The sequence below is a fragment of the Sphingomonas sp. S2-65 genome (genome assembly GCF_021513175.1).
In the GTDB taxonomy this organism is placed as follows: Bacteria; Pseudomonadota; Alphaproteobacteria; order Sphingomonadales; family Sphingomonadaceae; genus Sphingomonas.
In genome coordinates, this window is record NZ_CP090953.1 from 3,190,996 (window position 1) to 3,210,073 (window position 19,078).

21 protein-coding genes are annotated in these 19,078 nt (G+C 64.6%); 13 read left to right on the plus strand and 8 right to left on the minus strand.

All coding sequences use genetic code 11. From position 1 onward, the window contains the following. Positions 1-12: 12 nt before the first annotated feature. Positions 13-1,014 (minus strand): quinone-dependent dihydroorotate dehydrogenase, encoded by a 1,002-nt coding sequence (locus LZ586_RS15030; RefSeq protein WP_235077087.1) that lies wholly within the window; start codon positions 1,012-1,014, stop codon positions 13-15. Positions 1,015-1,256: 242 nt separating this feature from the next. Here LZ586_RS15030 and LZ586_RS15035 point away from each other — a divergent pair, with 242 nt between their 5' ends. The 12 genes from LZ586_RS15035 to LZ586_RS15090 all read left to right on the plus strand — a co-directional run bounded on the left by LZ586_RS15035 (position 1,257) and on the right by LZ586_RS15090 (position 10,697). Further along, on the plus strand, positions 1,257-2,189 hold the full coding sequence (locus LZ586_RS15035; protein ID WP_235077088.1) for a helix-turn-helix domain-containing protein: 933 nt from the start codon (positions 1,257-1,259) through the stop codon (positions 2,187-2,189). Between the two features lie 41 nt (positions 2,190-2,230). Next, positions 2,231-2,641, plus strand: coding sequence for an SUF system Fe-S cluster assembly regulator (locus tag LZ586_RS15040; protein ID WP_235077089.1), 411 nt, complete (start codon positions 2,231-2,233; stop codon positions 2,639-2,641). Continuing rightward, on the plus strand, positions 2,641-4,104 hold the full coding sequence (gene sufB, locus LZ586_RS15045) for a Fe-S cluster assembly protein SufB (RefSeq protein WP_235077090.1): 1,464 nt from the start codon (positions 2,641-2,643) through the stop codon (positions 4,102-4,104). Before LZ586_RS15040 ends, sufB begins: the two co-directional genes overlap by 1 nt. Before the next feature lie 19 nt (positions 4,105-4,123). Continuing rightward, positions 4,124-4,555 carry a hypothetical protein gene (locus LZ586_RS15050; RefSeq protein WP_235077091.1) on the plus strand — a complete coding sequence of 144 codons (432 nt, stop codon included), beginning with the start codon at positions 4,124-4,126 and terminating at the stop codon, positions 4,553-4,555. A 14-nt stretch (positions 4,556-4,569) separates the two neighbouring features. Next, a complete protein-coding gene (gene sufC / locus LZ586_RS15055) occupies positions 4,570-5,313 on the plus strand; it encodes a Fe-S cluster assembly ATPase SufC (RefSeq protein ID WP_235077092.1) in 744 nt (247 codons plus the stop codon). A gap of 202 nt (positions 5,314-5,515) precedes the next feature. Next, positions 5,516-6,601 (plus strand): SufB/SufD family protein, encoded by a 1,086-nt coding sequence (locus tag LZ586_RS15060; protein WP_235077093.1) that lies wholly within the window; start codon positions 5,516-5,518, stop codon positions 6,599-6,601. A gap of 146 nt (positions 6,602-6,747) precedes the next feature. After that, positions 6,748-7,947, plus strand: a complete 1,200-nt coding sequence (locus tag LZ586_RS15065) for a cysteine desulfurase (RefSeq protein ID WP_235077094.1) — start codon at positions 6,748-6,750, stop codon at positions 7,945-7,947. Further along, positions 7,944-8,426, plus strand: a complete 483-nt coding sequence (locus tag LZ586_RS15070) for an SUF system Fe-S cluster assembly protein (protein WP_235077095.1) — start codon at positions 7,944-7,946, stop codon at positions 8,424-8,426. The genes LZ586_RS15065 and LZ586_RS15070 overlap by 4 nt, the downstream gene beginning before the upstream one ends. Then, entirely contained in the window at positions 8,426-8,782 is a 357-nt protein-coding gene (locus tag LZ586_RS15075; RefSeq protein WP_235077096.1) for a HesB/IscA family protein, read from the plus strand. The genes LZ586_RS15070 and LZ586_RS15075 overlap by 1 nt, the downstream gene beginning before the upstream one ends. Positions 8,783-8,970: 188 nt before the next feature. Further along, complete coding sequence (gene mgrA, locus LZ586_RS15080; protein WP_261346010.1) at positions 8,971-10,032, plus strand: L-glyceraldehyde 3-phosphate reductase; 1,062 nt, start codon at positions 8,971-8,973, stop codon at positions 10,030-10,032. Next, a complete protein-coding gene (locus LZ586_RS15085) occupies positions 10,029-10,493 on the plus strand; it encodes a GreA/GreB family elongation factor (protein WP_235077097.1) in 465 nt (154 codons plus the stop codon). The genes mgrA and LZ586_RS15085 overlap by 4 nt, the downstream gene beginning before the upstream one ends. 66 nt (positions 10,494-10,559) lie before the next feature. Then, positions 10,560-10,697: a hypothetical protein gene (locus LZ586_RS15090; protein ID WP_235077098.1), complete on the plus strand. Its 138-nt coding sequence runs from the start codon at positions 10,560-10,562 to the stop codon at positions 10,695-10,697. A 102-nt stretch (positions 10,698-10,799) separates the two neighbouring features. Here LZ586_RS15090 and dinB read toward each other — a convergent pair whose 3' ends face one another. The 3 genes from dinB to LZ586_RS15105 are packed head-to-tail and all read right to left on the minus strand — an operon-like array spanning position 10,800 to position 13,479. Then, positions 10,800-11,879, minus strand: coding sequence for a DNA polymerase IV (dinB, locus tag LZ586_RS15095; RefSeq protein WP_235077099.1), 1,080 nt, complete (start codon positions 11,877-11,879; stop codon positions 10,800-10,802). Between the two features lie 46 nt (positions 11,880-11,925). Further along, a complete protein-coding gene (locus tag LZ586_RS15100; protein ID WP_235077100.1) occupies positions 11,926-12,582 on the minus strand; it encodes a sulfite oxidase-like oxidoreductase in 657 nt (218 codons plus the stop codon). A 60-nt stretch (positions 12,583-12,642) separates the two neighbouring features. Then, positions 12,643-13,479, minus strand: a complete 837-nt coding sequence (locus LZ586_RS15105) for an alpha/beta fold hydrolase (RefSeq protein WP_235077101.1) — start codon at positions 13,477-13,479, stop codon at positions 12,643-12,645. 929 nt (positions 13,480-14,408) lie between these two features. Here LZ586_RS15105 and LZ586_RS15110 point away from each other — a divergent pair. Then, entirely contained in the window at positions 14,409-15,125 is a 717-nt protein-coding gene (locus LZ586_RS15110; protein WP_235077102.1) for a hypothetical protein, read from the plus strand. Here the strand turns inward: LZ586_RS15110 and LZ586_RS15115 are convergent. The 4 genes from LZ586_RS15115 to LZ586_RS15130 form a co-directional block, all read right to left on the minus strand. Next, positions 15,081-15,428: a hypothetical protein gene (locus LZ586_RS15115; RefSeq protein ID WP_235077103.1), complete on the minus strand. Its 348-nt coding sequence runs from the start codon at positions 15,426-15,428 to the stop codon at positions 15,081-15,083. The genes LZ586_RS15110 and LZ586_RS15115 overlap by 45 nt on opposite strands. An 821-nt stretch (positions 15,429-16,249) precedes the next feature. Then, a complete protein-coding gene (locus LZ586_RS15120) occupies positions 16,250-16,891 on the minus strand; it encodes a hypothetical protein (RefSeq protein WP_235077104.1) in 642 nt (213 codons plus the stop codon). 177 nt (positions 16,892-17,068) lie between these two features. Next, the gene (locus LZ586_RS15125; RefSeq protein ID WP_235077105.1) at positions 17,069-18,022 is read right to left on the minus strand and encodes a DnaJ domain-containing protein; all 954 of its coding nucleotides are present in this window, start codon (positions 18,020-18,022) and stop codon (positions 17,069-17,071) included. A 214-nt stretch (positions 18,023-18,236) separates the two neighbouring features. After that, the gene (locus LZ586_RS15130; RefSeq protein WP_235077106.1) at positions 18,237-19,049 is read right to left on the minus strand and encodes a hypothetical protein; all 813 of its coding nucleotides are present in this window, start codon (positions 19,047-19,049) and stop codon (positions 18,237-18,239) included. Between the last annotated feature and the right edge of the window lie 29 nt (positions 19,050-19,078).

The following is a 19,078-nucleotide window of genomic DNA, read 5'->3' on the forward strand; positions in this document are numbered from 1 at the left end:
AAAGGCGCTACGTCAATGGCCGGACAAGCCTTCCAGCATCGTGCGCACCAATCCGGGACCCCGGAACACCAGGGCGCTATAGATCTGGACCAGCACTGCGCCGCCGTCGAGGCGCCGCCTGGCCTCATCGGCGCTGTCGATCCCGCCCACGGAGATCAGCGGCAGCGCGCCGGCGGCAATCGCATGCGCCTCTGCCAGCTTGGCTCGGGCGAGTTCGCGAAGCGGTGCGCCTGAGAGCCCGCCAGCTTCGGCGGCATGCGCCGAGCCGAGCGGCGGGCGTGAAATGGTGGTGTTCGACACGATCAACGCGTCGATCTGATTGTCGGTAGCGGCCTGGATCGCGCCCTCAACGCCCGCCGGGTCGAGGTCGGGTGCGATCTTGAGGAACACCGGCCGCCGGCTTCCATCGGGAAGCGCCCGCGCGGCGTTCACTACGGCCAGCAGTTCGTCGAGCGCGGGCCGGGACTGAAGGTCGCGCAGTCCGGGCGTGTTGGGCGAGCTGACATTTATCGTCAGATAGTCCGCGACCGGCGCGGCAAGGGCGACGCCCAGTGCATAGTCGGCGACCCGGTCTGCCGAGTCCTTATTGGCCCCAACATTAATGCCGAGCACCCCGGCGTGCCGCCTCAAGCGCGCGACTCGCGCCAGTGCGGCATCCAGCCCGTCATTGTTGAAGCCCATCCGGTTGATCACCGCCTCGTCCTCCGCCAGCCGGAAGAGCCTGGGCTTGGGATTTCCGGCCTGGGGGCGCGGCGTCAGCGTGCCGATCTCGACCGCGCCGAAGCCAAGTCCGAACAGACCGGCAATTGCCTCGCCATTCTTATCGAGCCCCGCCGCCAGCCCGATGGGGTTGGGGAAGTCGATTCCTGCCACCTGCACCCGCAGAGACGTATCCGAAATGGAGGTCCGAAACGGCGTGCCGATCGCAGACCAGCCACGCAGCGCGGCGATCGTGGCCCGGTGCGCTCGCTCGGCTTCCAGCTTGAACAGGGCAGATCTAAGGGGATAAGCCATGCAAACGCCCTTCGCATCTCGATTTCCCGCCGTCAAAGCGCCGAATGTCGATTCCGTCCAATACCTGGGAAGCGAGTCGCGCTAGTCAGGATTTGCGACCCGAGGGGTTCTTCTTTCAACGGGGGGAACCCTTTTACCTAGCCCGGCCGGGCAACCGGCCGGGCTACTTTTATTTCTTAAGCTTCCTGATATATCCCTCTCGCAGATAGAGAATGTCTGCCTTTGGGAGCTTTGGTCTAGCAATGCGGGCCGCCATTCGCCGAAAAGAAGGACCTGAGCCCGTCGGCACGATCGCCGTCGCGCAGGCCACGATTGAAGTGAAAAAGGCGTCGGGCCGTCTCTTGCCGCACGTCGACAGCTATTTTCTGTATCGCTGTGATGCCGAGGAGTTCGAACGCACCGAGCGCGTCGATCTTGGCCAGATCCGCTTTCTCATCGAGGGGGAGGGCGAGGTTACCTATCCCGACGGTCATGTCGAGCGCAGCAAGCCGATCATGGTCTCGGGTCCAGGCACCGCTGCGGCTCATTACCGGCTTCGGGGGCCTGTCACCTGCTTTGGCGTCACGCTGCGGGCGATAGGGTGGAAGGCGCTGATTGGCCTTCCCGCCAACAAGTTCACCGATCATAATATCGATGGCGAGAAGTTGTTCTGCGAAAAGGCGCCGATGCTGCTCAGCCAGTTGCGGCGCATGTCCTCGCTCGACGAGATGATCTCCGCACTCGCGCCCCTGCTGATCATGCGCCAGGAGGAAGTGAAACCGGTTCCCGAGGCGCATTTCCCGTTCCTCGCGGCGGTGCGCGACTGGGCGGCCAGCAGCGACGATCCGACGATCGAGCAGCTCTATGCCACCATATTCCAGTCCAGTGGCCTGGGCGAGCGTCAGGTACAGCGCCTCTGCCTCGAGTATTTTGGCAGCTCGCCGGCCAAGCTGAAGCGCAAGTTCCGCGCTATCCGCGCGGCGATGCAGATATATCAGGGCGCGCCGATGCCCGATATCCTCGGCCCCTTCGCCGACCAGTCGCACATGATCAACGAAGTCAAGCACTTCACTGGACACACCCCTACCAGCCTGCGCTCGGGCGTGGACCCCGTGCTGGCGGTCACGCTCGGCGATGCCGACTTCCACTTCCTCCCCGAAGTTTTCCCCGAGGAGGTTGACCTCAGGGTCATTTGAGCCCATCTCGCAATCGGAACATATTCGTCCGATTGTAGAAGATGCGCCTTTCCAGCCTTACTGACTATGCCGTGGTGATGATGGCCGCCGCCGCCCGCCATTGCGGAGCGTCGTGCCGACTGACCGCTACTGCCCTTGCAGGTGAGACCGGCTTGCCGCTGCCTACGGTTCAGAAGCTGGTGAGCAAGCTCTCGGCGGCGGGGCTGATCGAAAGTGCGCGTGGCACGGGCGGCGGCTTCCGCCTCGCCCGGCCGGCTGCGGCGATCTCGGTTGCCGACATCGTCGAGGCGATCGAGGGGCCGATCGCGCTGACGACATGTGTCGACGTGAGCCGCCACGATTGCGCAGTCGAGGGTTCGTGCCGGGTCCGCCCGCACTGGGCCGCTGTGAATGGCGCCGTGAAGGGCGCGTTGGCGGGGGTGAGCCTCGCGAGTTTGAGTAGGGAAGCCTGATGGCCACCAGGAATGCCGAGGCGCATGCCGCCGCGAACAAGAAGTATGAATGGGGCTTCGCCTCGGACGTCGAACAGGAGTTCGCGCCCAAGGGGCTGAGCGAGGATACCGTCCGCTATATCTCCGCCAAGAAAGGCGAGCCCGTCTGGATGCTCGACTGGCGGTTGAAGGCGTTCGCCGCCTGGCAGACGATGGAGCTGCCCGAATGGGCCAAGCTGGCGATCCCCGAGATCGACTATCAGGATGCGTATTACTACGCCGAGCCCAAGCAGAAGAAGACGATCGGGTCGCTCGACGAGTTGGATCCGGAGATCCTGCGCGTTTACGAAAAGCTCGGTATCCCGATCGAGGAACAGAAGGTTCTCGCCGGCGTCGAGGGTGCACGGAAAGTCGCGGTGGACGCGGTGTTCGACAGCGTCTCGGTCGCCACCACCTTCCGCAAGGAACTGGAGGCCGCCGGCGTCATCTTCCGCTCGATCTCAGAAGCGATCCGCGAATATCCAGACCTGATCCGGGAATATCTCGGCAAGGTCGTGCCGGTGCGCGACAATTACTTCTCGGCGCTCAACGCCGCGGTCTTTTCCGACGGCACCTTCGTCTACATTCCCGAGGGCGTGCGCTGCCCGATGGAGCTGAGCACCTATTTCCGCATCAATGCCGAGAATACCGGCCAGTTCGAGCGCACGCTGATCGTCGCCGACAAGGGGAGCTACGTCTCCTATCTCGAAGGCTGCACCGCGCCGATGCGTGACGAGAACCAGCTCCACGCCGCCGTGGTCGAGCTGGTCGCGCATGACGATGCCGAGATCAAATATTCCACCGTCCAGAACTGGTATCCCGGCGACGAGAACGGCGTCGGCGGCATCTTCAACTTCGTGACCAAGCGCGCTTTGTGCGAGGGCAAGAACTCGAAGGTCAGCTGGACTCAGGTCGAGACCGGTAGCGCGATCACCTGGAAATATCCTTCGTGCATCCTGAAGGGCGACGGTTCGGTCGGCGAATTCTACTCGGTCGCCGTCACCAACGGCCGCCAGCAGGCCGACACCGGCACCAAGATGCTGCACCTTGGCAAGAACACCCGCTCGACCATCGTGTCGAAGGGCATTTCGGCCGGGCGCAGTGACAACACCTATCGCGGCCAGGTGCTCGTCCAGCCCGGTGCGGAGAATGTCCGCAATTTCACGCAGTGCGACAGTCTGTTGCTCGGCGATCAGTGCGGTGCCCACACCGTGCCATATATCGAAGTCAAGAACCCCTCTGCCCAGATCGAGCATGAGGCGACGACGTCGAAGATCAGCGAGGACCAGCTCTTTTATGCCCGCCAGCGCGGGCTGGACCAGGAGGCTGCAGTTGCACTGATCGTCAACGGCTTCGCCAAGGAAGTGCTGCAACAGCTCCCCATGGAGTTCGCGGTCGAGGCGCAGAAGCTGCTGGGTATCAGCCTCGAAGGCTCGGTCGGCTAAGACGCGGAGATATAGTCTAATGAGTTTCGTATTCCTTCTCGCCGCCGCCTTGCAGACCGTGACCGTCAGCGGCGGCGTCGAAGTCAGCAACGTTCCACAGATCGGCATCGCTACGCGGCATGCCCGCTGCATCGTCCGCCGCATCGGCGTTGCGCCGCGGGATGAGGGCGCGCGCCAGACCGCGATCGACACCGCCGTGCGCGACTGCCGGGCCTATATCGAGAGCGACTATACTCAGGGACGCGTCCAGCGGGGCGACCGGCTGGTGAGCGGCGGCTGGTGGAAGCGCATGCAGCGCACGCTGGACGCCGTCGAGCGCGATGTCTCCGAGGCGATCGTCACGCCCAAGCAGTACAAGATCATCTGGCAGCTGCCCGATGGCGGCCGAGTCGACGTCTACAACGCGCCCGAACCGCTCAGCAGCGTCCGCCTACTGACCGTGCCGCTCTGAATCCTGGAATGACCATGCTTAGAATCGAAAACCTGCGCGCCGAGATCGATGGCAAGGAAATCCTGAAGGGGCTGAGCCTCCAGGTGAACGCCGGCGAAGTGCATGCGATCATGGGTCCGAACGGGGCTGGCAAGTCGACGCTCGGCTATGTGCTAGGCGGGCGCGGCAATTATGAAGCGACGGGCGGCAGCGTCAGTCTGAACGGTCAGGATCTGCTCGAGATGGAGCCTGATCAGCGCGCTGCTGTCGGCCTGTTTCTCGGCTTTCAGTATCCGGTCGAGATCCCCGGCATCTCGAACGTCCACTTCCTGCGTGAGGCGCTCAACAGCCAGCGCCGTGCGCGCGGTGAGACGCCGCTGTCAGGCGCCGAGTTCCTCAAGCTCGCTCGTGCCCAGGCCGATGCGCTCGGCATGGACCAGGAAATGCTCAAGCGCCCGGTCAATGTCGGGTTCTCGGGCGGCGAGAAGAAGCGGAACGAGATGGTCCAGATGGGCATTCTCGGCCCCAAGCTCGCGATCCTCGACGAAACCGATTCGGGGCTCGACATCGACGCGCTCAAGGCGGTCGGCGACGGCATCAATCGCATCATGCGCGCGCCGGACAAGGCCGTGATCCTGATCACCCATTATCAGCGGCTGCTCGATTATGTGAAGCCGGACTTCGTCCACGTCCTCGCCGACGGCCGAATCGTCCGTTCGGGCGGGCCGGAGTTGGCCCATGCGCTGGAGCGCGAAGGCTATGGAGCGATCGCGGCGTGAGGGGGCTTCTTCAAATCCTCCCCGGCAAGGGGAGGGGGATGAACAGGTCGCCACGCGCCCCGCGCGTGGCTGGAACGGCTGGGAGCCGTGTCACCTGCTCATCGCCCGCAGGGCGTGGTGAAAGGGTGACCCGCTATCGACAGGGCGACACCCCTCCGTCAGCGCTTCGCGCTGCCACCTCCCCTTGCAGGGGAGGAATGGTATGAACAGCCTGCTCCAGCTCCCGACCCCCCGCCAGGAAGAATGGCGCTGGGCCGACATGGCCGCGCTGCGCATTGCCGCCGATAGCGCCCCGCAGCCGACCGGGATTGATCCCGCGAGCCTGTTCCTCGATCTCGAAGGTCCGCGCCTGCTCTTCGTCGATGGCGTCTTCGATCCGTCGCGCAGTACCCCCGGCTCGCTCGGCATCAGTCGCTGGACGCCCGGAACGGGGCACCCGCTCGGCCAGTTGGCACAAGGGGAGGGCTGGACCCTCAGCCTCGTGGCGCAAGCCGCGGTCACCAATATCCAGATCGTCCATCTCGGCTCGGGCGGCGAAAGCCACGTTCCCGCGCGGGTCGTCCTCGCCGAGGATGCCGTCGCCTCTATGGTCGAGACCTTCGCCGGCGCCGGCTGGGCCAATCGCCTGCTCCAGGTGACGCTCGCCCGCGGCGCTCGGCTGATGCGCTCGGTGCGGCTGCTCCAGTCGACCGGCTTCGTGTCGATCCGCGACGAGGCGGAGATTGGCGAGGCAGCCAGCCTCGTTTCGGTCTTCCTCGCCGCCGGCGGCATGGCCAGCCGCATCGATGGCGGCCTGACCCTGGTCGGCAAGGGTGCCTTCGCCGAAATGGGCGGTGCGCTGCTCACGTCGGGCACGCAGAAGCAGGAAGCGGCCGTCGCCGTGCGCCACGACGCGCTCGAAGGCACGTCGCGCCAGCTCTGGCGGGCGGTCGCTGCCGATCGTTCGGTCGCCAGCCTAGCCGCTCGCGTCGAAGTCGCGCGCGGCGCCCAGCAGACCGACGGCGAACAGTCGTTGCGCGGGCTGTTGCTGGCGCGCACCGCCACGGTGAACCTCAAACCCGAACTCGAAATCTTCGCCGACGACGTGAAGTGCGCGCACGGCGCCACCGTCGGCGAACTCGACAAGCGCGCGCTCTTCTACCTCCAGAGCCGCGGCGTCCCCGAAAACCGCGCCAAGGCACTGCTCACGCGCGCCTTTGTGGCGGATTCGCTCAGCCGCATCGGCGAAGAGACGGTACGCGAAGCGTTTTCGGCGGACGCCGAACGCTGGCTGGACGCGGCGCTGTGAGTGACACCTCTCAAATCCTCCCCGGAACGGGGAGGGGGACCGCCAGCGAAGCTGGTGGTGGAGGGGGTTCTTCCCTGGGCAGTTCGCTGGTGGAGGGCCCCCTCCACCATGCTTCGCATGGTCCCCCTCCCCGTGCCGGGGAGGATTTGAAGACCACTCCCCTCGACGTCCTCGCCGACTTTCCCGCGATCCCGCAGGGCTGGGCCTATCTCGATACCGCAGCGACGTCGCAAAAGCCGCGGTCGGTGATCGACGCGATCACCCGCGGCTATGGCGAGACCTATGCCACCGTGCATCGCGGCGTGTATCAGCGTTCGGCCGACATGACGCTGGCGTTCGAAGCCGCGCGCGAGCGAGTTGCCCGCTTCATCGGCGGCAGGCCCGAAGAGACGATCTTCGTCCGCGGCGCGACCGAGGGGATCAACCTCGTCGCGCAATGCTGGGCCGGCACTCAATTGAAGGTCGGCGACCGCATCCTGCTGTCGACGCTCGAGCATCATTCCAACATCGTGCCGTGGCAGATGGTCGCGGAACGCGTCGGCGCGCACATAGACGTGATCCCGCTCACGCCCGACCACCGCATCGATCTTGACGCGGTGGCCGCGATGCTGACCGAGCGGCACAAGCTGGTTGCATTGGCGCATGTCTCCAACGTGCTCGGCTCGGTGCTCGACGCCAAGCGCGCGGTTGAACTGGCGCATGGCGTAGGCGCCAAGATCCTGCTCGATGGCTGCCAGGCCGTGCCTCGCCTGCCGGTGAACGTCGCCGAGCTGGGCTGCGACTTCTACGTGTTCTCCGGCCACAAGCTCTACGGGCCCACCGGCATCGGCGTGCTGTGGGGACGCCACGACCTGCTTGAGGCGATGCCGCCATACCAGGGCGGCGGTTCGATGATCGATCGCGTTACCTTCGCCAAAACCACTTATGCACCGCCGCCGGGCCGGTTCGAGGCGGGAACGCCCCACATCGTCGGCGTCGTCGGGCTCCACGCCGCGATCGACTATGTCAACGCCATCGGTCTGGATCGCATCCACGCGCATGAGACTGCGCTCGTCGCCCAGGCGCGCGACGCGCTGTCGCAGATCAACAGCGTACGCCTGTTCGGTCCCGACGACAGCGCCGGGATCGTCAGTTTCGCGGTGGAGGGGGTGCATCCGCACGACGTCGCCACCATCTTGGATGAAGGCAATGTCGCGATCCGCGCCGGCCATCACTGCGCGCAGCCGCTGATGGACGTGCTTGGGGTTCCGGCGACGGCGCGTGCCAGCTTCGGCGTGTACAATGGTGCGGACGACATCGCCGCGCTGGTGAAGGGTATCGAGAGAGTGACGAGGATCTTCGGATGAACGAAGAGCGCAAGATCATGGTGGAAGAGGTCGACGCGGTTGAGGCGGCACCCCGGGCCCGCGTCGACGACGCGGTGGCCGCTCCGGTTGAAGCTGCGCAGCCGGAGCGCCAGCGCGACTATCTGTCCGGTTTCCTGTCGCAGAAGCCCGAGCCACATCCGGCCGGCGAACCCGGCGGCGAACTCTATGATGCGGTGATCGATGCGCTCAAGGAGATCTACGATCCCGAGATCCCGGTTAACATCTACGATCTCGGGCTGATCTACGGCGTCGACATCTCCAGCGACGGCCACGCCGCCGTGCAGATGACTCTCACCACGCCGCATTGCCCGGTGGCCGAATCGATGCCCGGCGAAGTCGAGCTGCGCGTTGGATCGGTGCCCGGCATCGGCCACGCGGAAGTGAACCTCGTCTGGGATCCACCATGGGACCCGCAGAAGATGAGCGACGACGCAAAGCTCGAACTGGGCATGCTCTGATGACTGACGTGAAGACCCGCGCTCGCCCCGCCGCGCTCAACCTGACGCCGGCGGCCGAGCAGCGCATCGCCGATCTGATGGCCAAGGCGCCCGAGGGAACGGTGGGCGTCAAGCTGTCGACGCCGCGCCGCGGCTGTTCGGGGCTAGCCTATTCGGTCGATTACGTCACCGAAGCCAAGCCGTTCGACGAGCGGATCGAGACGCCGGGTGGCATCTTCTTCGTCGACGGCGCCTCGATCCTCTACCTGATCGGCTCGACGATGGACTGGGTCGAAGACGATTTCACTGCTGGCTTCGTGTTCCAGAACCCCAACGCCAAGGGCAGCTGCGGCTGCGGCGAGAGCTTCACCGTCTGATCTCCGGCTTCCCCTCCCTGCAAGGGAGCAGATCAAGGGGCAGGTTCTGAAAAGGGCGGGGCTCGATGCCCAGGCCCTTTTCCTTTCCCCAAGCGTTAAGCTCGCCACCGGCTCGCACCCACCCCAACCCCTCCCTGCAGGGAGGGGCGGCACTGGGCACGGCTGGACAACTTGTTTGGAGAGTCCGTTTGTCCTTCCCGCAGCCCTACACCGCCGATCCCGCCCGCTATGACGGCCGCATGCCGTACCGCCGCACCGGCCGCTCGGGGCTCGATCTGCCCGCCATCTCGCTCGGCCTCTGGCAGAATTTCGGCGGCACCGACGTGTTCGAAACCGCCCGCGCGATGCTCCGCCGCGCCTTCGACCGCGGCGTCACCCACTTCGATCTCGCCAACAATTACGGGCCGCCCTACGGATCGGCCGAGGAAAATTTCGGCCGCGTAATGGCGACCGACTTCGCCGCGCATCGCGACGAGCTGATCGTATCGACCAAGGCGGGCTGGGACATGTGGCCGGGGCCGTACGGCGATGTCGGGGGCAGCCGGAAGTATCTGATCGCCTCGTGCGACCAGAGCCTCAAGCGGATGGGGCTCGACTATGTCGACATTTTCTATTCGCACCGCGTCGACCCGAAGACCCCGCTCGAAGAGACGATGGGCGCGCTCGCGCAAATCCACCGCCAGGGCAAGGCGCTCTATGTCGGCATCTCCAGCTACTCGCCCGAGTTGACGCGCCAGGCAGCGGCGATCCTTGCCGAGTATAAGGTGCCGTTGCTCATTCACCAGCCGAGCTATTCGATGCTCAACCGCTGGATCGAGGAAGATCTGCTCGATACACTCGATGATCTCGGCACCGGCTGCATCGCCTTCTCGCCGCTCGCGCAGGGCATGCTCAGCAACAAATATCTGAATGGCGTACCGCAGGATGCCCGCGCAGCCAAGGGCGGCTCGCTGGGGCAGAAACTGCTCAGCGAGGACAACCTCGCCCGCATCCGTGCGCTCAACGACATCGCCCAACGTCGCGGACAGACATTGGCGCAGATGGCGATCGCCTGGGTGCTGCGCGATCCCCGCGTCACTTCCGCGCTGATCGGCGCGCGCACGGTCGAGCAGCTCGACAACTCGCTCGATGCCGTCAACAATCTGGCCTTCAGCCCCGAAGAGCTCGCTGAGATCGACCGTCACGCGACCGAGGGGGCGATCGATCTTTGGAAGGTCTCGTCAACGCTTCAGGAGCTTCCCCAGCGATGAGCGTCGCCTTTCGCCGGGAGAGCGACGAGGAGCATAAGGAGCCGAAGTTCGAGATCCCGATGGTACCGGGTCCAAACTTGGTGACGCCCCGCGGGCTCACGCTGATCCAGGCCAAGGTGGCCGAGCTGGAAGCAGCCATCGGCGCCGAAACCGAGGAAGCGCCCCGCGAAATGCTTCGCCGCGAGCTGCGCTACTGGAACACGCGCCGCACCACTGCCGAGATCACACCGCAGCCGGAAGCTGGCGTTGCAGGTATCGGCACGCGCGTCCGCATCCGCTTGGCCGGCAAGGAGCGCGTGCTGGAAATCGTCGGCCACGACGAAGCCGAACCCACCGTCGACCGGCTCTCCTTCCAGGCGCCGCTGGCCAAGGCGCTGATCGGCGCGGAGGAGGGCGAGCATGTCGACTTCAACGGCCGCGCCGAGGCGATCGAAGTCTTGCAGGTCGAGCCGCTCGGCTGATCGCCGTTTCTGGCGGACCAGATAGGGGCCGAACGCGTTGTGTCGCTGAAACGCAGGAGAGCCATCATGCCCGACGATTCCGAGAAAGTGCTTCCCAAACCCGGCGAGACCGACACCACCCGCTTCGGCATGGAAGACGGCGACAACACCGACACGCCGGCTACGGGTACCGACCCAGACCGGCAGTCGCCGTCGGACGACTAGCTCTCTTCGTCACCCCGGCTCAAGGCCGGGGTGACGGGGAGTTCGGTGGGTCGCTTGGCTTCCGATTGGTGCGAGCGCGGCTCTAAGCTGTTAGTCCCAGCGCTACCCAAACAACGGCAACTCCACCGCGGCCATCTCTTCGCGTGCCTCAAAGTTCGAGACCGTCACCCCCACCAGCCTTATGCCCTTTTCCGCCGGCAGTACCGAGCGGATCAGCCCCAGGCTGGCGGCGTGCAGCGCCGCCTGGCTGTCCACCACGCCGGGATAGCTGCGGCTGCGGGTGATCTGCTGGAAGTCGGCATATTTCACTTTCACCGTTACCGTGCGACCGAACGCGTGGGTCCGGCCGCACCATTCCCAGACATCGTCGGCCATGCGCAGCACGCCCGCCTCGATCTCCGCCGCCTCGGTCAGGTCGTTGTGGAAGGTCGTTTCCGATCCCGAAGACTTGCGCACGCGGTCGCCATCCACCGGACGGTCGTCCTCTGCGCGCGCGATCGCGTGATACCAGCCGGCCGAGCTGCCGAAATGGGCACGCAGGAACTCGATCGACTTGGCGCGCAGGTCGGCGCCGGTTTCGATCCCCAGCGACTGCATCTTTCGCGCAGTCACCGGACCCACGCCGTGGAAGCGTGCCACCGGCAGCGTCTCGACCCAGGCCGCGCCCGTGTCGGGAGTGACCGCGAACTGGCCATTGGGCTTGCGGTGGTCCGAAGCGAGTTTCGCCAGGAACTTGTTGTACGAAATTCCCGCCGAGGCGGTCAGCCCGGTTTCTTCCAGGATGCGCGCGCGGATCTCCTTGGCGGTGGTCCAGGCGGTGGGCAGCCCGCGCTTGTTGTCGGTGACGTCCAGATAGGCTTCGTCGAGCGACAAGGGCTGGATGCGATCGGTATAGTCGGCGAAGATCGCGTGGATCTGCCGCGACACCGCCTTGTATACCTCGAACCGGGGACGCACGAACACCAGCTCGGGACAGCGGCGCAGCGCCGTGACCGAGGGCAGGGCGGACTTCACCCCGAAGGTGCGCGCCTCGTAGCTCGCCGCGGCGACGACGCCGCGCGCGTTGGGCGAGCCCACCGCGACCGGCTTTCCGCGCAATTCGGGGGCATCGCGCTGCTCCACCGACGCATAGAAGGCGTCCATGTCGACGTGGAGAATCTTGCGGACCGATGGCGAGGCCATGCCCGCGCTATAGCGCAATGCGAACGGATGGGGAACGCACTATCCCTCAGGAATAGCGTTCCTCGCCCCACGGGTCGCCGCGCATGTGATAGCCGTTCACTTCCCAGAAGCCGGGCTTGTCCTTGCCGATCAATTCGATGCGGCTGATCCACTTGGCGCTTTTCCAGAAGTACAGATGCGGCACCACCAGCCGCACCGGTCCGCCATGTTCGCGGGTCAGCGGCTTGCCTTCCCATTCGCGCACCAGCAGCGCGTCGGCCGCGGCAAAGTCGGCGAGCGGCAGGTTGGTGGTGTAGCCGTCATAGCCGTGCAGCATCACCGCCACTGCCTCGTCGCGCGGATCGACGAGGTCGAGCAGCGTGCGGGTGGCGACGCCCTTCCAGCGATTGTCGTAGCGCGACCAGGTCGTGACGCAGTGGATGTCGTTCACCCGCTCCTCGTGCGGCAGCGCGAGAAAGCCGTCCCAGTCGAGCGTCAGCGGCCGTTCGACCAGCCCGTCGACCGCAAGCTTCCAGCGATGCAGGCCGATATCGGGTCGGCGGCCGAGGTCGAGCACCGGCCAGTTCTTCACCAGATGCTGCCCGGGCGGCAGCCGCTCGCTGTCCTGCCGGGCGATCCGACCCGTCAGGAACTTGCCCGCTTCGGCCCAGCCGCGCTTGGAGCGGGTGAGCTTGCTATCTTGCGGGGGCAGGTCGTCGGCCATCGAATGCTCCTCGGGCTGATGGTGTGCCGGGGGGATTGCGGGATCCTCCCGGCTCATGGTTTAGCTGCGGATGAAGGCGAGCAGATCGGCGTTCAGGACGTCGGCGTTCACCGTCAGCATGCCGTGCGGATAGCCCTGGTAGATCTTCAGCGTCGCGTTCGGCAGGATGTCGGCCGAGAGTACGCCGGCATTCTTGTACGGCACGATCTGGTCGTCGTCGCCATGCAGGACAAGCGTGGGTACGGTGATCGCCTTCAGGTCCTCGGTCTGGTCGGTTTCGGAGAACGCCTTGATGCCGAGATAATGCGCCTGTGCGCTGCCCATCATGCCTTGGCGCCACCAATTGTCGATCACGCCGTCCTTCACGTCCGCGCCGTCGCGGTTGAAGCCGTAAAAGGGGCCGGCGGGCAGGTCGCGGAAGAACTGCGCGCGGTTATCGGCCAGAGCCTTGCGAAGCCCGTCGAACACATCGATCGGCAGGCCGCCCGGATATGCCTCGGTCTTCAGCATGATCGGCGGCACTGCGCTTACCAGCACGGCCTTGGCGACGCGGCCCTGCGGGATGCCGTGCTGCGCGACATAGCGTGCCACTTCGCCGCCGCCCGTCGAATGGCCGATATGGATGGCGTTGCGCAGGTCTAGGTGCTCGGCGACTGCGGAAGCGTCGGCGGCATAATGATCCATGTCATGCCCGAAATCGACCTGGGCCGAGCGGCCGTGGCCGCGGCGGTCATGCGCCACGACGCGATAGCCCTGGGCGAGGAAGAACAGCATCTGCGCGTCCCAATCGTCGGACGACAGTGGCCAGCCATGGTGGAACATGATCGGCTGGGCGTCCTTGGGCCCCCAATCCTTGAAGAAGATTTCGACGCCGTCCTTGGTGGTCACGATGCTCATCACGATAACTCCCTCTGCGTGGTGGGGCCGCGGCCCGTGGCTTGGAGATATCCGACCGACCCTCTCCCAATCAGCCGTAAAAAGTTCGACGCTTCGTTCTATTTTCTAGAACGCTGCAGCATCGAGCAAGAGACGCCTCTGAGTCGGAGAACCGCGCCCTGCCATCTGCAAACATGCGCAGCTTGGTTGCAGGAGCAAGTCTGCAGTGTCGCCAGAGGATGAGTTTGAATGAAGTGCTGCGGGCGGTCGGCGCATCTGCGTTGCGCTCAAGTCGGCTGCTGCGACAAGTGGATCCCGCGCCTTGTCCCAGCGCAAGTCAAACCTCAGCAAGGGGCGGGCGCTAGCTTTGGAAGAGTGATCGCACCCATTAAGAACTTTTTCCATTCCCCTCGTAAAGATGCTCTCGTTCCGCGAAGACCCACAGCTTCAAACCCGCTTAGGATGTCTGCTGGGTGTCGAAGACCCACTTAGGCCTTCGATCTCCTCCGCAGCTAATTTGAGCCTTCGATGAGGGCGCCCGATGAGGCGAGGCTTCAGAGCATCCTGCAGGCGGCGGCCGCACTGGATTTCGATCTATGCCCAGCCTCGGTCCGGCTGAGTTCCGCGTCGATCACCTGTTGTCAACTTCTGAGGGCTACGTCGCGGCTGGACGACCGTCGGGCAGGCATGACTCTTCGGCAAGCTGAAACGGGGGTGAGGTGGAGAAGGCGGTCGAAGAGGGTGGTCACGAGCGGGCGGTCGGATACTATACGTTCGCAGAGGCGAAGGCCCGATCGTGGACCTGTTCCACTTGCGAAGTTCCCGTTCCCGTTGACGTTGTCAAATGGCCATGCGGGCGCTGTGAGATCGGCAGGCCTGCCGAAGGGTGCAACCATCTATCCTACTATTTTCGAGTCGCAAAGAGATCTAGTCACGTGCGGGGTTGCCCCATGCACCGTGACCCGGTCGAGGTGACGCTTGAGAGTCGCGCCGTGCGATCGCAGAAGGGCAGAGCCGAATTCGGCCCCAGCTTGATAGACTTTGGGCAGCAAAGGCGCAGGGTCCTCGGCGCGGTCGGGGAAGATGGTGTTGACGGCGATCTTCGCAAAGGACGCTACAGGCGTTCCGCTCAGGCGCGCGAGGGGGAGAAATCCGAATCCACGGGCAAGGACATCGTCCGAGCGTGTGAGTTCTTCATCAGGTTTCCAGAAGCTCGAGGAAATCCGCTTGCCATTTCGGGTCTGAAGGCGCCGATCGATCGCTATCGCACGGTCTTCAAGAACCTTGGTGTCGCGGACCTGCCGGTCGGTCAGCAGCGCATTTGGTGGTCTCGCGTCAATCTGCGCAGCCGACCATCCTGGTCAGGAACGGTGGTGCGCTTTGCGCTTCGGCGAGGCGCATGCGTCGAAGTGGATGTTGGAGGCTGGGGTAGGGGTGCTTCATTGTTCCGGCAGTTCGTGGGGTCGATGTTCGCCGCCGGCGAGGAGGCGATGAGTTCAAGGCAGGAAGGAGAGTGGGCCGAGTTGCTTCTTTTCTGCTTCGGGCGCCTGGACGAGTCGGGCACGGTCCGCGTTTCCGATCGTCGGACGTTCCACATGCTGGTCGAGGTTTCAGCCCGGCTTTCACGTCGCGCGGAGGATGGGCCTGATCTTGACGCGTTCAAGTAGCATTGCGATCAGGGTGATCGCGGAAACCGCGTCGACGACCTCGGCATCGCCACTGGCGAGTTGGTTCTCGAAGCACACGCTTACCGTCAGCGCATGTCGCTTCCCGCCGGCGCCTTCGAAGTCGCAGTCGAAGCATTCGTAGCCCGCAAATCGGCGTCCCCCGAGGAAGCAGGAGACATCCTCTGGTTTTCCGAGATCCCGCACCTGCGCCTCGTGGCGAGTCAGCCAGACATCGACCGCAAGCCGCAGATCCGTCAGTCGTTCGGCTGCGGAGGGAACTGGAGAAATGTCGCGATCCAGCAAAATACTCATTTCTAGTCCTACTCCTCTTGCGCAATCTGCCGCGTCTGGATGGCTGACTGTCAGCAGACAGCCTTTTTTTCTCACCCCGACTGACTCTCTCGTCCCTTTCGAACCCCCTACAAGTTGTTGATCCATCGGTCTTAGGATCCGACCGGCGGCCGACGACTGAGCTGGATCCAGAGCACCGCTGCATGTGCTGCCGATAGTGCAGGTGCCGCTCCGCTCGGGTGGACTATCGCATGTCCGCCGTCATGCAGCTGGCGAAGAGGGAAGCGCGCCGCCACTTTCGCTATGCGTGCGTCGTCGCTCGCCAATACGGTCTGGTGGGTGTCCTTGCACCGCCCCGGGACGTCCAAGTCAGCGCATGAGGTCGCGATGGGCTCTCAGCGCCACGAGCAGATGCCGATGATCGGGGCGCCCGCTTGGAGCAGATGCCTCTCGGCCGAGATCACTCGCCAAAGGACGCTCCGATCGCGCTGCCGAAGGGTAGCCGAGCGAGACGAATAGCAATCCCCAGACCACCGCAGCGGCTGCGTTCAGCCGGATGGACTTGGCTACTGCCTCCAGCAGCTGCTGGTAGACCAGATGCTTAGAGCTGCCTTCGATCCGCCATGCCAAAGCCGTTCTCGCCATCGCGGAGAGTCTGCCTCTTAGGACGTGCAGGTCGCGCGCAGCAGGCGCCCGGCCTGCTGCGCAGATCCTCGTCGTGCGGCCTGTCGGCAAGCGGAGGCTGCTCATCGGCGCCCTAATCCGGGGATCGAGCGAACCGGAGGCCAGAGCGCTTCGGCCAGGACCGAGCGGGCCACCCGTGGAGCTCATACCTAGGCATCCAGCAGATACTCGGCGAAGTCCTCGGAGAAGTTGAACCGATCAACCTGATTGTACTTCACGTCATAGATCGCACGATAGTGGACGCAGATCTGGAGCTTGCCGAGCAGCTCGGGGTGGTCCTCGAAGAAGTAGGAGAAGTGCGGCGTTCGTCCGGAACTGTAGCTCCATGCCTTTGAGAGCACCACGAACTCGCGGGTGAAGCGCTGCTGGCGCAGATCGGCGCGCATCTCAGCGACCAGCTCCGGCATCTTGCGTTCCAGGTCGGCGAAGTTTCGCGCGCGGACGACATCATAGCCGCGAAGCTCTATGAAGGCGGCTGCTTCCGCGAACGCCTTCCACTCGCGGAGCGTCGAGATCTCGTGGGTGGACTCATCCGCATCCACCAGCCTGCTGCACTGCTGGCAAAGCCAGATTCCGTTCTCGAAGTCGGCGCGCTCGGCGGCGGAGAGGCTTGGATCGAACCGAGCGCCGCCAGGCGCCGCCGCGGTGATATGTGCCGCCACGCCCAAGTTTATGGCGCTGGCGCCTCCGGGCCCGCTCGTGGGCTTTCTGCACCCCGGATTCGAACATCGATGGGCAACACGCTTGGCCAGAAGCTGGATGGTCGGCTGGCTGAAATCGTCTCTGCGCATGCTGCAGCTTATCGGTGCCCTGGAGCCGCCACCAGCCTGACCCGCCTGGCTGCTGATGATTGGCTCGGCATCCCGAAGGGAGAGGCGCAGTCTTGCGGGGCTTGCGCCATGATCCCGTCAGAGACCTTGTTCCGGATCATTCGCCTTGCCCAGGAGCAGATGCTCACCCGAGCGGGGCTAGAGGCAGCCCTCGACATACTCGATGCTGGTCGTGCCGACTGAAATGCCGGCCACCTTGCCGCCGACGATGTCGAACTTGATCCCGCGCTCGCCTCCTGGTTCGTAGTGGAACAGCTTCTTGTCGGGCGGCTCGGAATAGATGTCTGGCAGCTGCTTGAGAGACTTGTAGGCCGCGCGCACAGCCGCCTCCGGATCGCCCAGCCTGATCCCGGTGTCGGTGCGGAACACCGGTTGTGATGGAGCGGCATGGACCTCCACCGTCGTGATTACCCCGCCTTCAACCAGCATGCGCAGGTTCCTGGGTCCGCCGACCACCTGATAGGCAAGGCAGCTGCCGTCCCCCGCATCGGTATAGTGACCATCGTCGCGCAGCTGCAGACCGGTCGCATGCTGCGCGCTGTCGACCGTCACGCCGGCCTCGATGCCGCCCCATCCGAACGGAGTCAGCACCCGGCACGCAACGCCGGTGCATTCGGCCTTCGCCGTATCCGTCGGGCTCGCCGCGGGGGTGGGTGCCAAGCTCGGCGACGCCGAGACAGTCGGCCGTGGGGTGGGCGTGACGACGTCCGGAGCTATCGCTTGCGTCCTCGGAGGCCGCGACGTTCCACCGGGGAAGGCGTAGGCCGCGGCAAGGCCTGCCAAGCCCAAGGCGACCAGGGGTACGGCGCGCCTTGATCCGCGTCGCGGGGCCGAGGCGGGGTTGGAGAGTGCCGGAGCCGTGCCTTGGTGGGCGCGGAAGGCAGGTGCGAGCGTCGCATCGTAGGCGCGCCGCTTCTCCGGATCCCTTAGCACCGCATAGGCTTCGTTTAGGTCCTTCGAGCGGCGTTCGGCTTCGTCCTTGGAGCCATCGAACCTGTCGGGATGGTAGCGGCGCATCATTGCGCGATAGGCCGCATCGATCACCTCAGGTTCCGCACCCCTGTCGACGCCCATGGTCTCGTAGTAGTTCATCGCCCCTCCGGCCATTGTGGTGCAACGAGATCAGGGCCGGCGCAAGTCGACACGACGCGCTGGGACGTCGAGCATTGTTTGGCTGTTTGCCACGTTTGGAGGGGTGGCGAGCTCCGCTCCAATGCTTCAACCGCACTCATCCGGCAGAGCGCCGCTGGTCAAGATTGGTGGGAGCAACATGCATCGGCGGGTTCCGTATGTCCTGACGGATGCTTCAGCTGAAGATGAGGGAGCGGGAAACGGCCACGTGCAGGGCCAACCCGGCGAGCAGCAGTCCCACGGCCAACAGTCGGCCCCAGCCGGTGCGGCTGCGTCCAAGCCCTACCGCCCCTATGGCTATGAGCCCAGTTGCAACAATCCACAGAATCGGGAGGACAGCGATCTTTGCGCCCAGTGGGCCGCCGTCCGCGAGATGACGATCGGGAACCGGTTGAGTCGATCGAATCTGAACATCAGCAGATACAAGCTGCTGCTTATCTTGATGGAAACTGCGTTCAGCGTTCTCAGCTTGGTGGTAGCCGGTCAGGCAGTACGCGTGGCCGCCGAGAGGGATCGCGCCGCGGTTCCGCAGGTTCCAATCGAGCGAACGGTCGGTCTGGTGATGTCGCTCCAACCCCGCGGCCGGTTCGGTCGACGATGGGAAGTCGCGGTCCGAAGCGAAAACCACCATCCTCTGCGGGTTCAGGAGGTTGAGTTGGTCGCTCTCGATCTCAAGCATCGCTGCCTGTTGAGGAACTTGCCCGCTGATCACGACAACCTGGTGTCTTCGACGCAGGCAGTTCGGATCAAAGTGCCAAGGACTCGTTCTCGGCGCATCAGGATCACGGGCAGGGCCGTCAGCCAGGGCAATCGGCGGGTCCTTGAAGAAATCGAGATCGAAAGGCGGGAGGACGGCTGGGTAATCAAGCAGTTGATGCCTTGAGGGTCCCAGGGGTGCGCTGCGTGCTTCGCCGGCGATGCATGTGAGCGCCAAGAGGCAGCACAGCACGGCGAAGCGCTGAGCCTCTGGCGAGCGGGTCGAGTTCATCTTTCATCACCTCCGCAGTTCGCTGCTCC

Coding starts and splice junctions, on each gene's coding strand:
- LZ586_RS15030 (WP_235077087.1), bottom strand. CDS start 1,014: ATGGCTTATCCCCTTAGATCTGCCCTGTTCAAGCTGGAAGCCGAGCGA.
- LZ586_RS15035 (WP_235077088.1), top strand. CDS start 1,257: ATGCGGGCCGCCATTCGCCGAAAAGAAGGACCTGAGCCCGTCGGCACG.
- LZ586_RS15040 (WP_235077089.1), top strand. CDS start 2,231: ATGCGCCTTTCCAGCCTTACTGACTATGCCGTGGTGATGATGGCCGCC.
- sufB (WP_235077090.1), top strand. CDS start 2,641: ATGGCCACCAGGAATGCCGAGGCGCATGCCGCCGCGAACAAGAAGTAT.
- LZ586_RS15050 (WP_235077091.1), top strand. CDS start 4,124: ATGAGTTTCGTATTCCTTCTCGCCGCCGCCTTGCAGACCGTGACCGTC.
- sufC (WP_235077092.1), top strand. CDS start 4,570: ATGCTTAGAATCGAAAACCTGCGCGCCGAGATCGATGGCAAGGAAATC.
- LZ586_RS15060 (WP_235077093.1), top strand. CDS start 5,516: ATGAACAGCCTGCTCCAGCTCCCGACCCCCCGCCAGGAAGAATGGCGC.
- LZ586_RS15070 (WP_235077095.1), top strand. CDS start 7,944: ATGAACGAAGAGCGCAAGATCATGGTGGAAGAGGTCGACGCGGTTGAG.
- LZ586_RS15075 (WP_235077096.1), top strand. CDS start 8,426: ATGACTGACGTGAAGACCCGCGCTCGCCCCGCCGCGCTCAACCTGACG.
- LZ586_RS15085 (WP_235077097.1), top strand. CDS start 10,029: ATGAGCGTCGCCTTTCGCCGGGAGAGCGACGAGGAGCATAAGGAGCCG.
- LZ586_RS15090 (WP_235077098.1), top strand. CDS start 10,560: ATGCCCGACGATTCCGAGAAAGTGCTTCCCAAACCCGGCGAGACCGAC.
- dinB (WP_235077099.1), bottom strand. CDS start 11,879: ATGGCCTCGCCATCGGTCCGCAAGATTCTCCACGTCGACATGGACGCC.
- LZ586_RS15100 (WP_235077100.1), bottom strand. CDS start 12,582: ATGGCCGACGACCTGCCCCCGCAAGATAGCAAGCTCACCCGCTCCAAG.
- LZ586_RS15105 (WP_235077101.1), bottom strand. CDS start 13,479: ATGAGCATCGTGACCACCAAGGACGGCGTCGAAATCTTCTTCAAGGAT.
- LZ586_RS15110 (WP_235077102.1), top strand. CDS start 14,409: ATGCACCGTGACCCGGTCGAGGTGACGCTTGAGAGTCGCGCCGTGCGA.
- LZ586_RS15120 (WP_235077104.1), bottom strand. CDS start 16,891: ATGCGCAGAGACGATTTCAGCCAGCCGACCATCCAGCTTCTGGCCAAG.
- LZ586_RS15125 (WP_235077105.1), bottom strand. CDS start 18,022: ATGAACTACTACGAGACCATGGGCGTCGACAGGGGTGCGGAACCTGAG.
- LZ586_RS15130 (WP_235077106.1), bottom strand. CDS start 19,049: ATGAACTCGACCCGCTCGCCAGAGGCTCAGCGCTTCGCCGTGCTGTGC.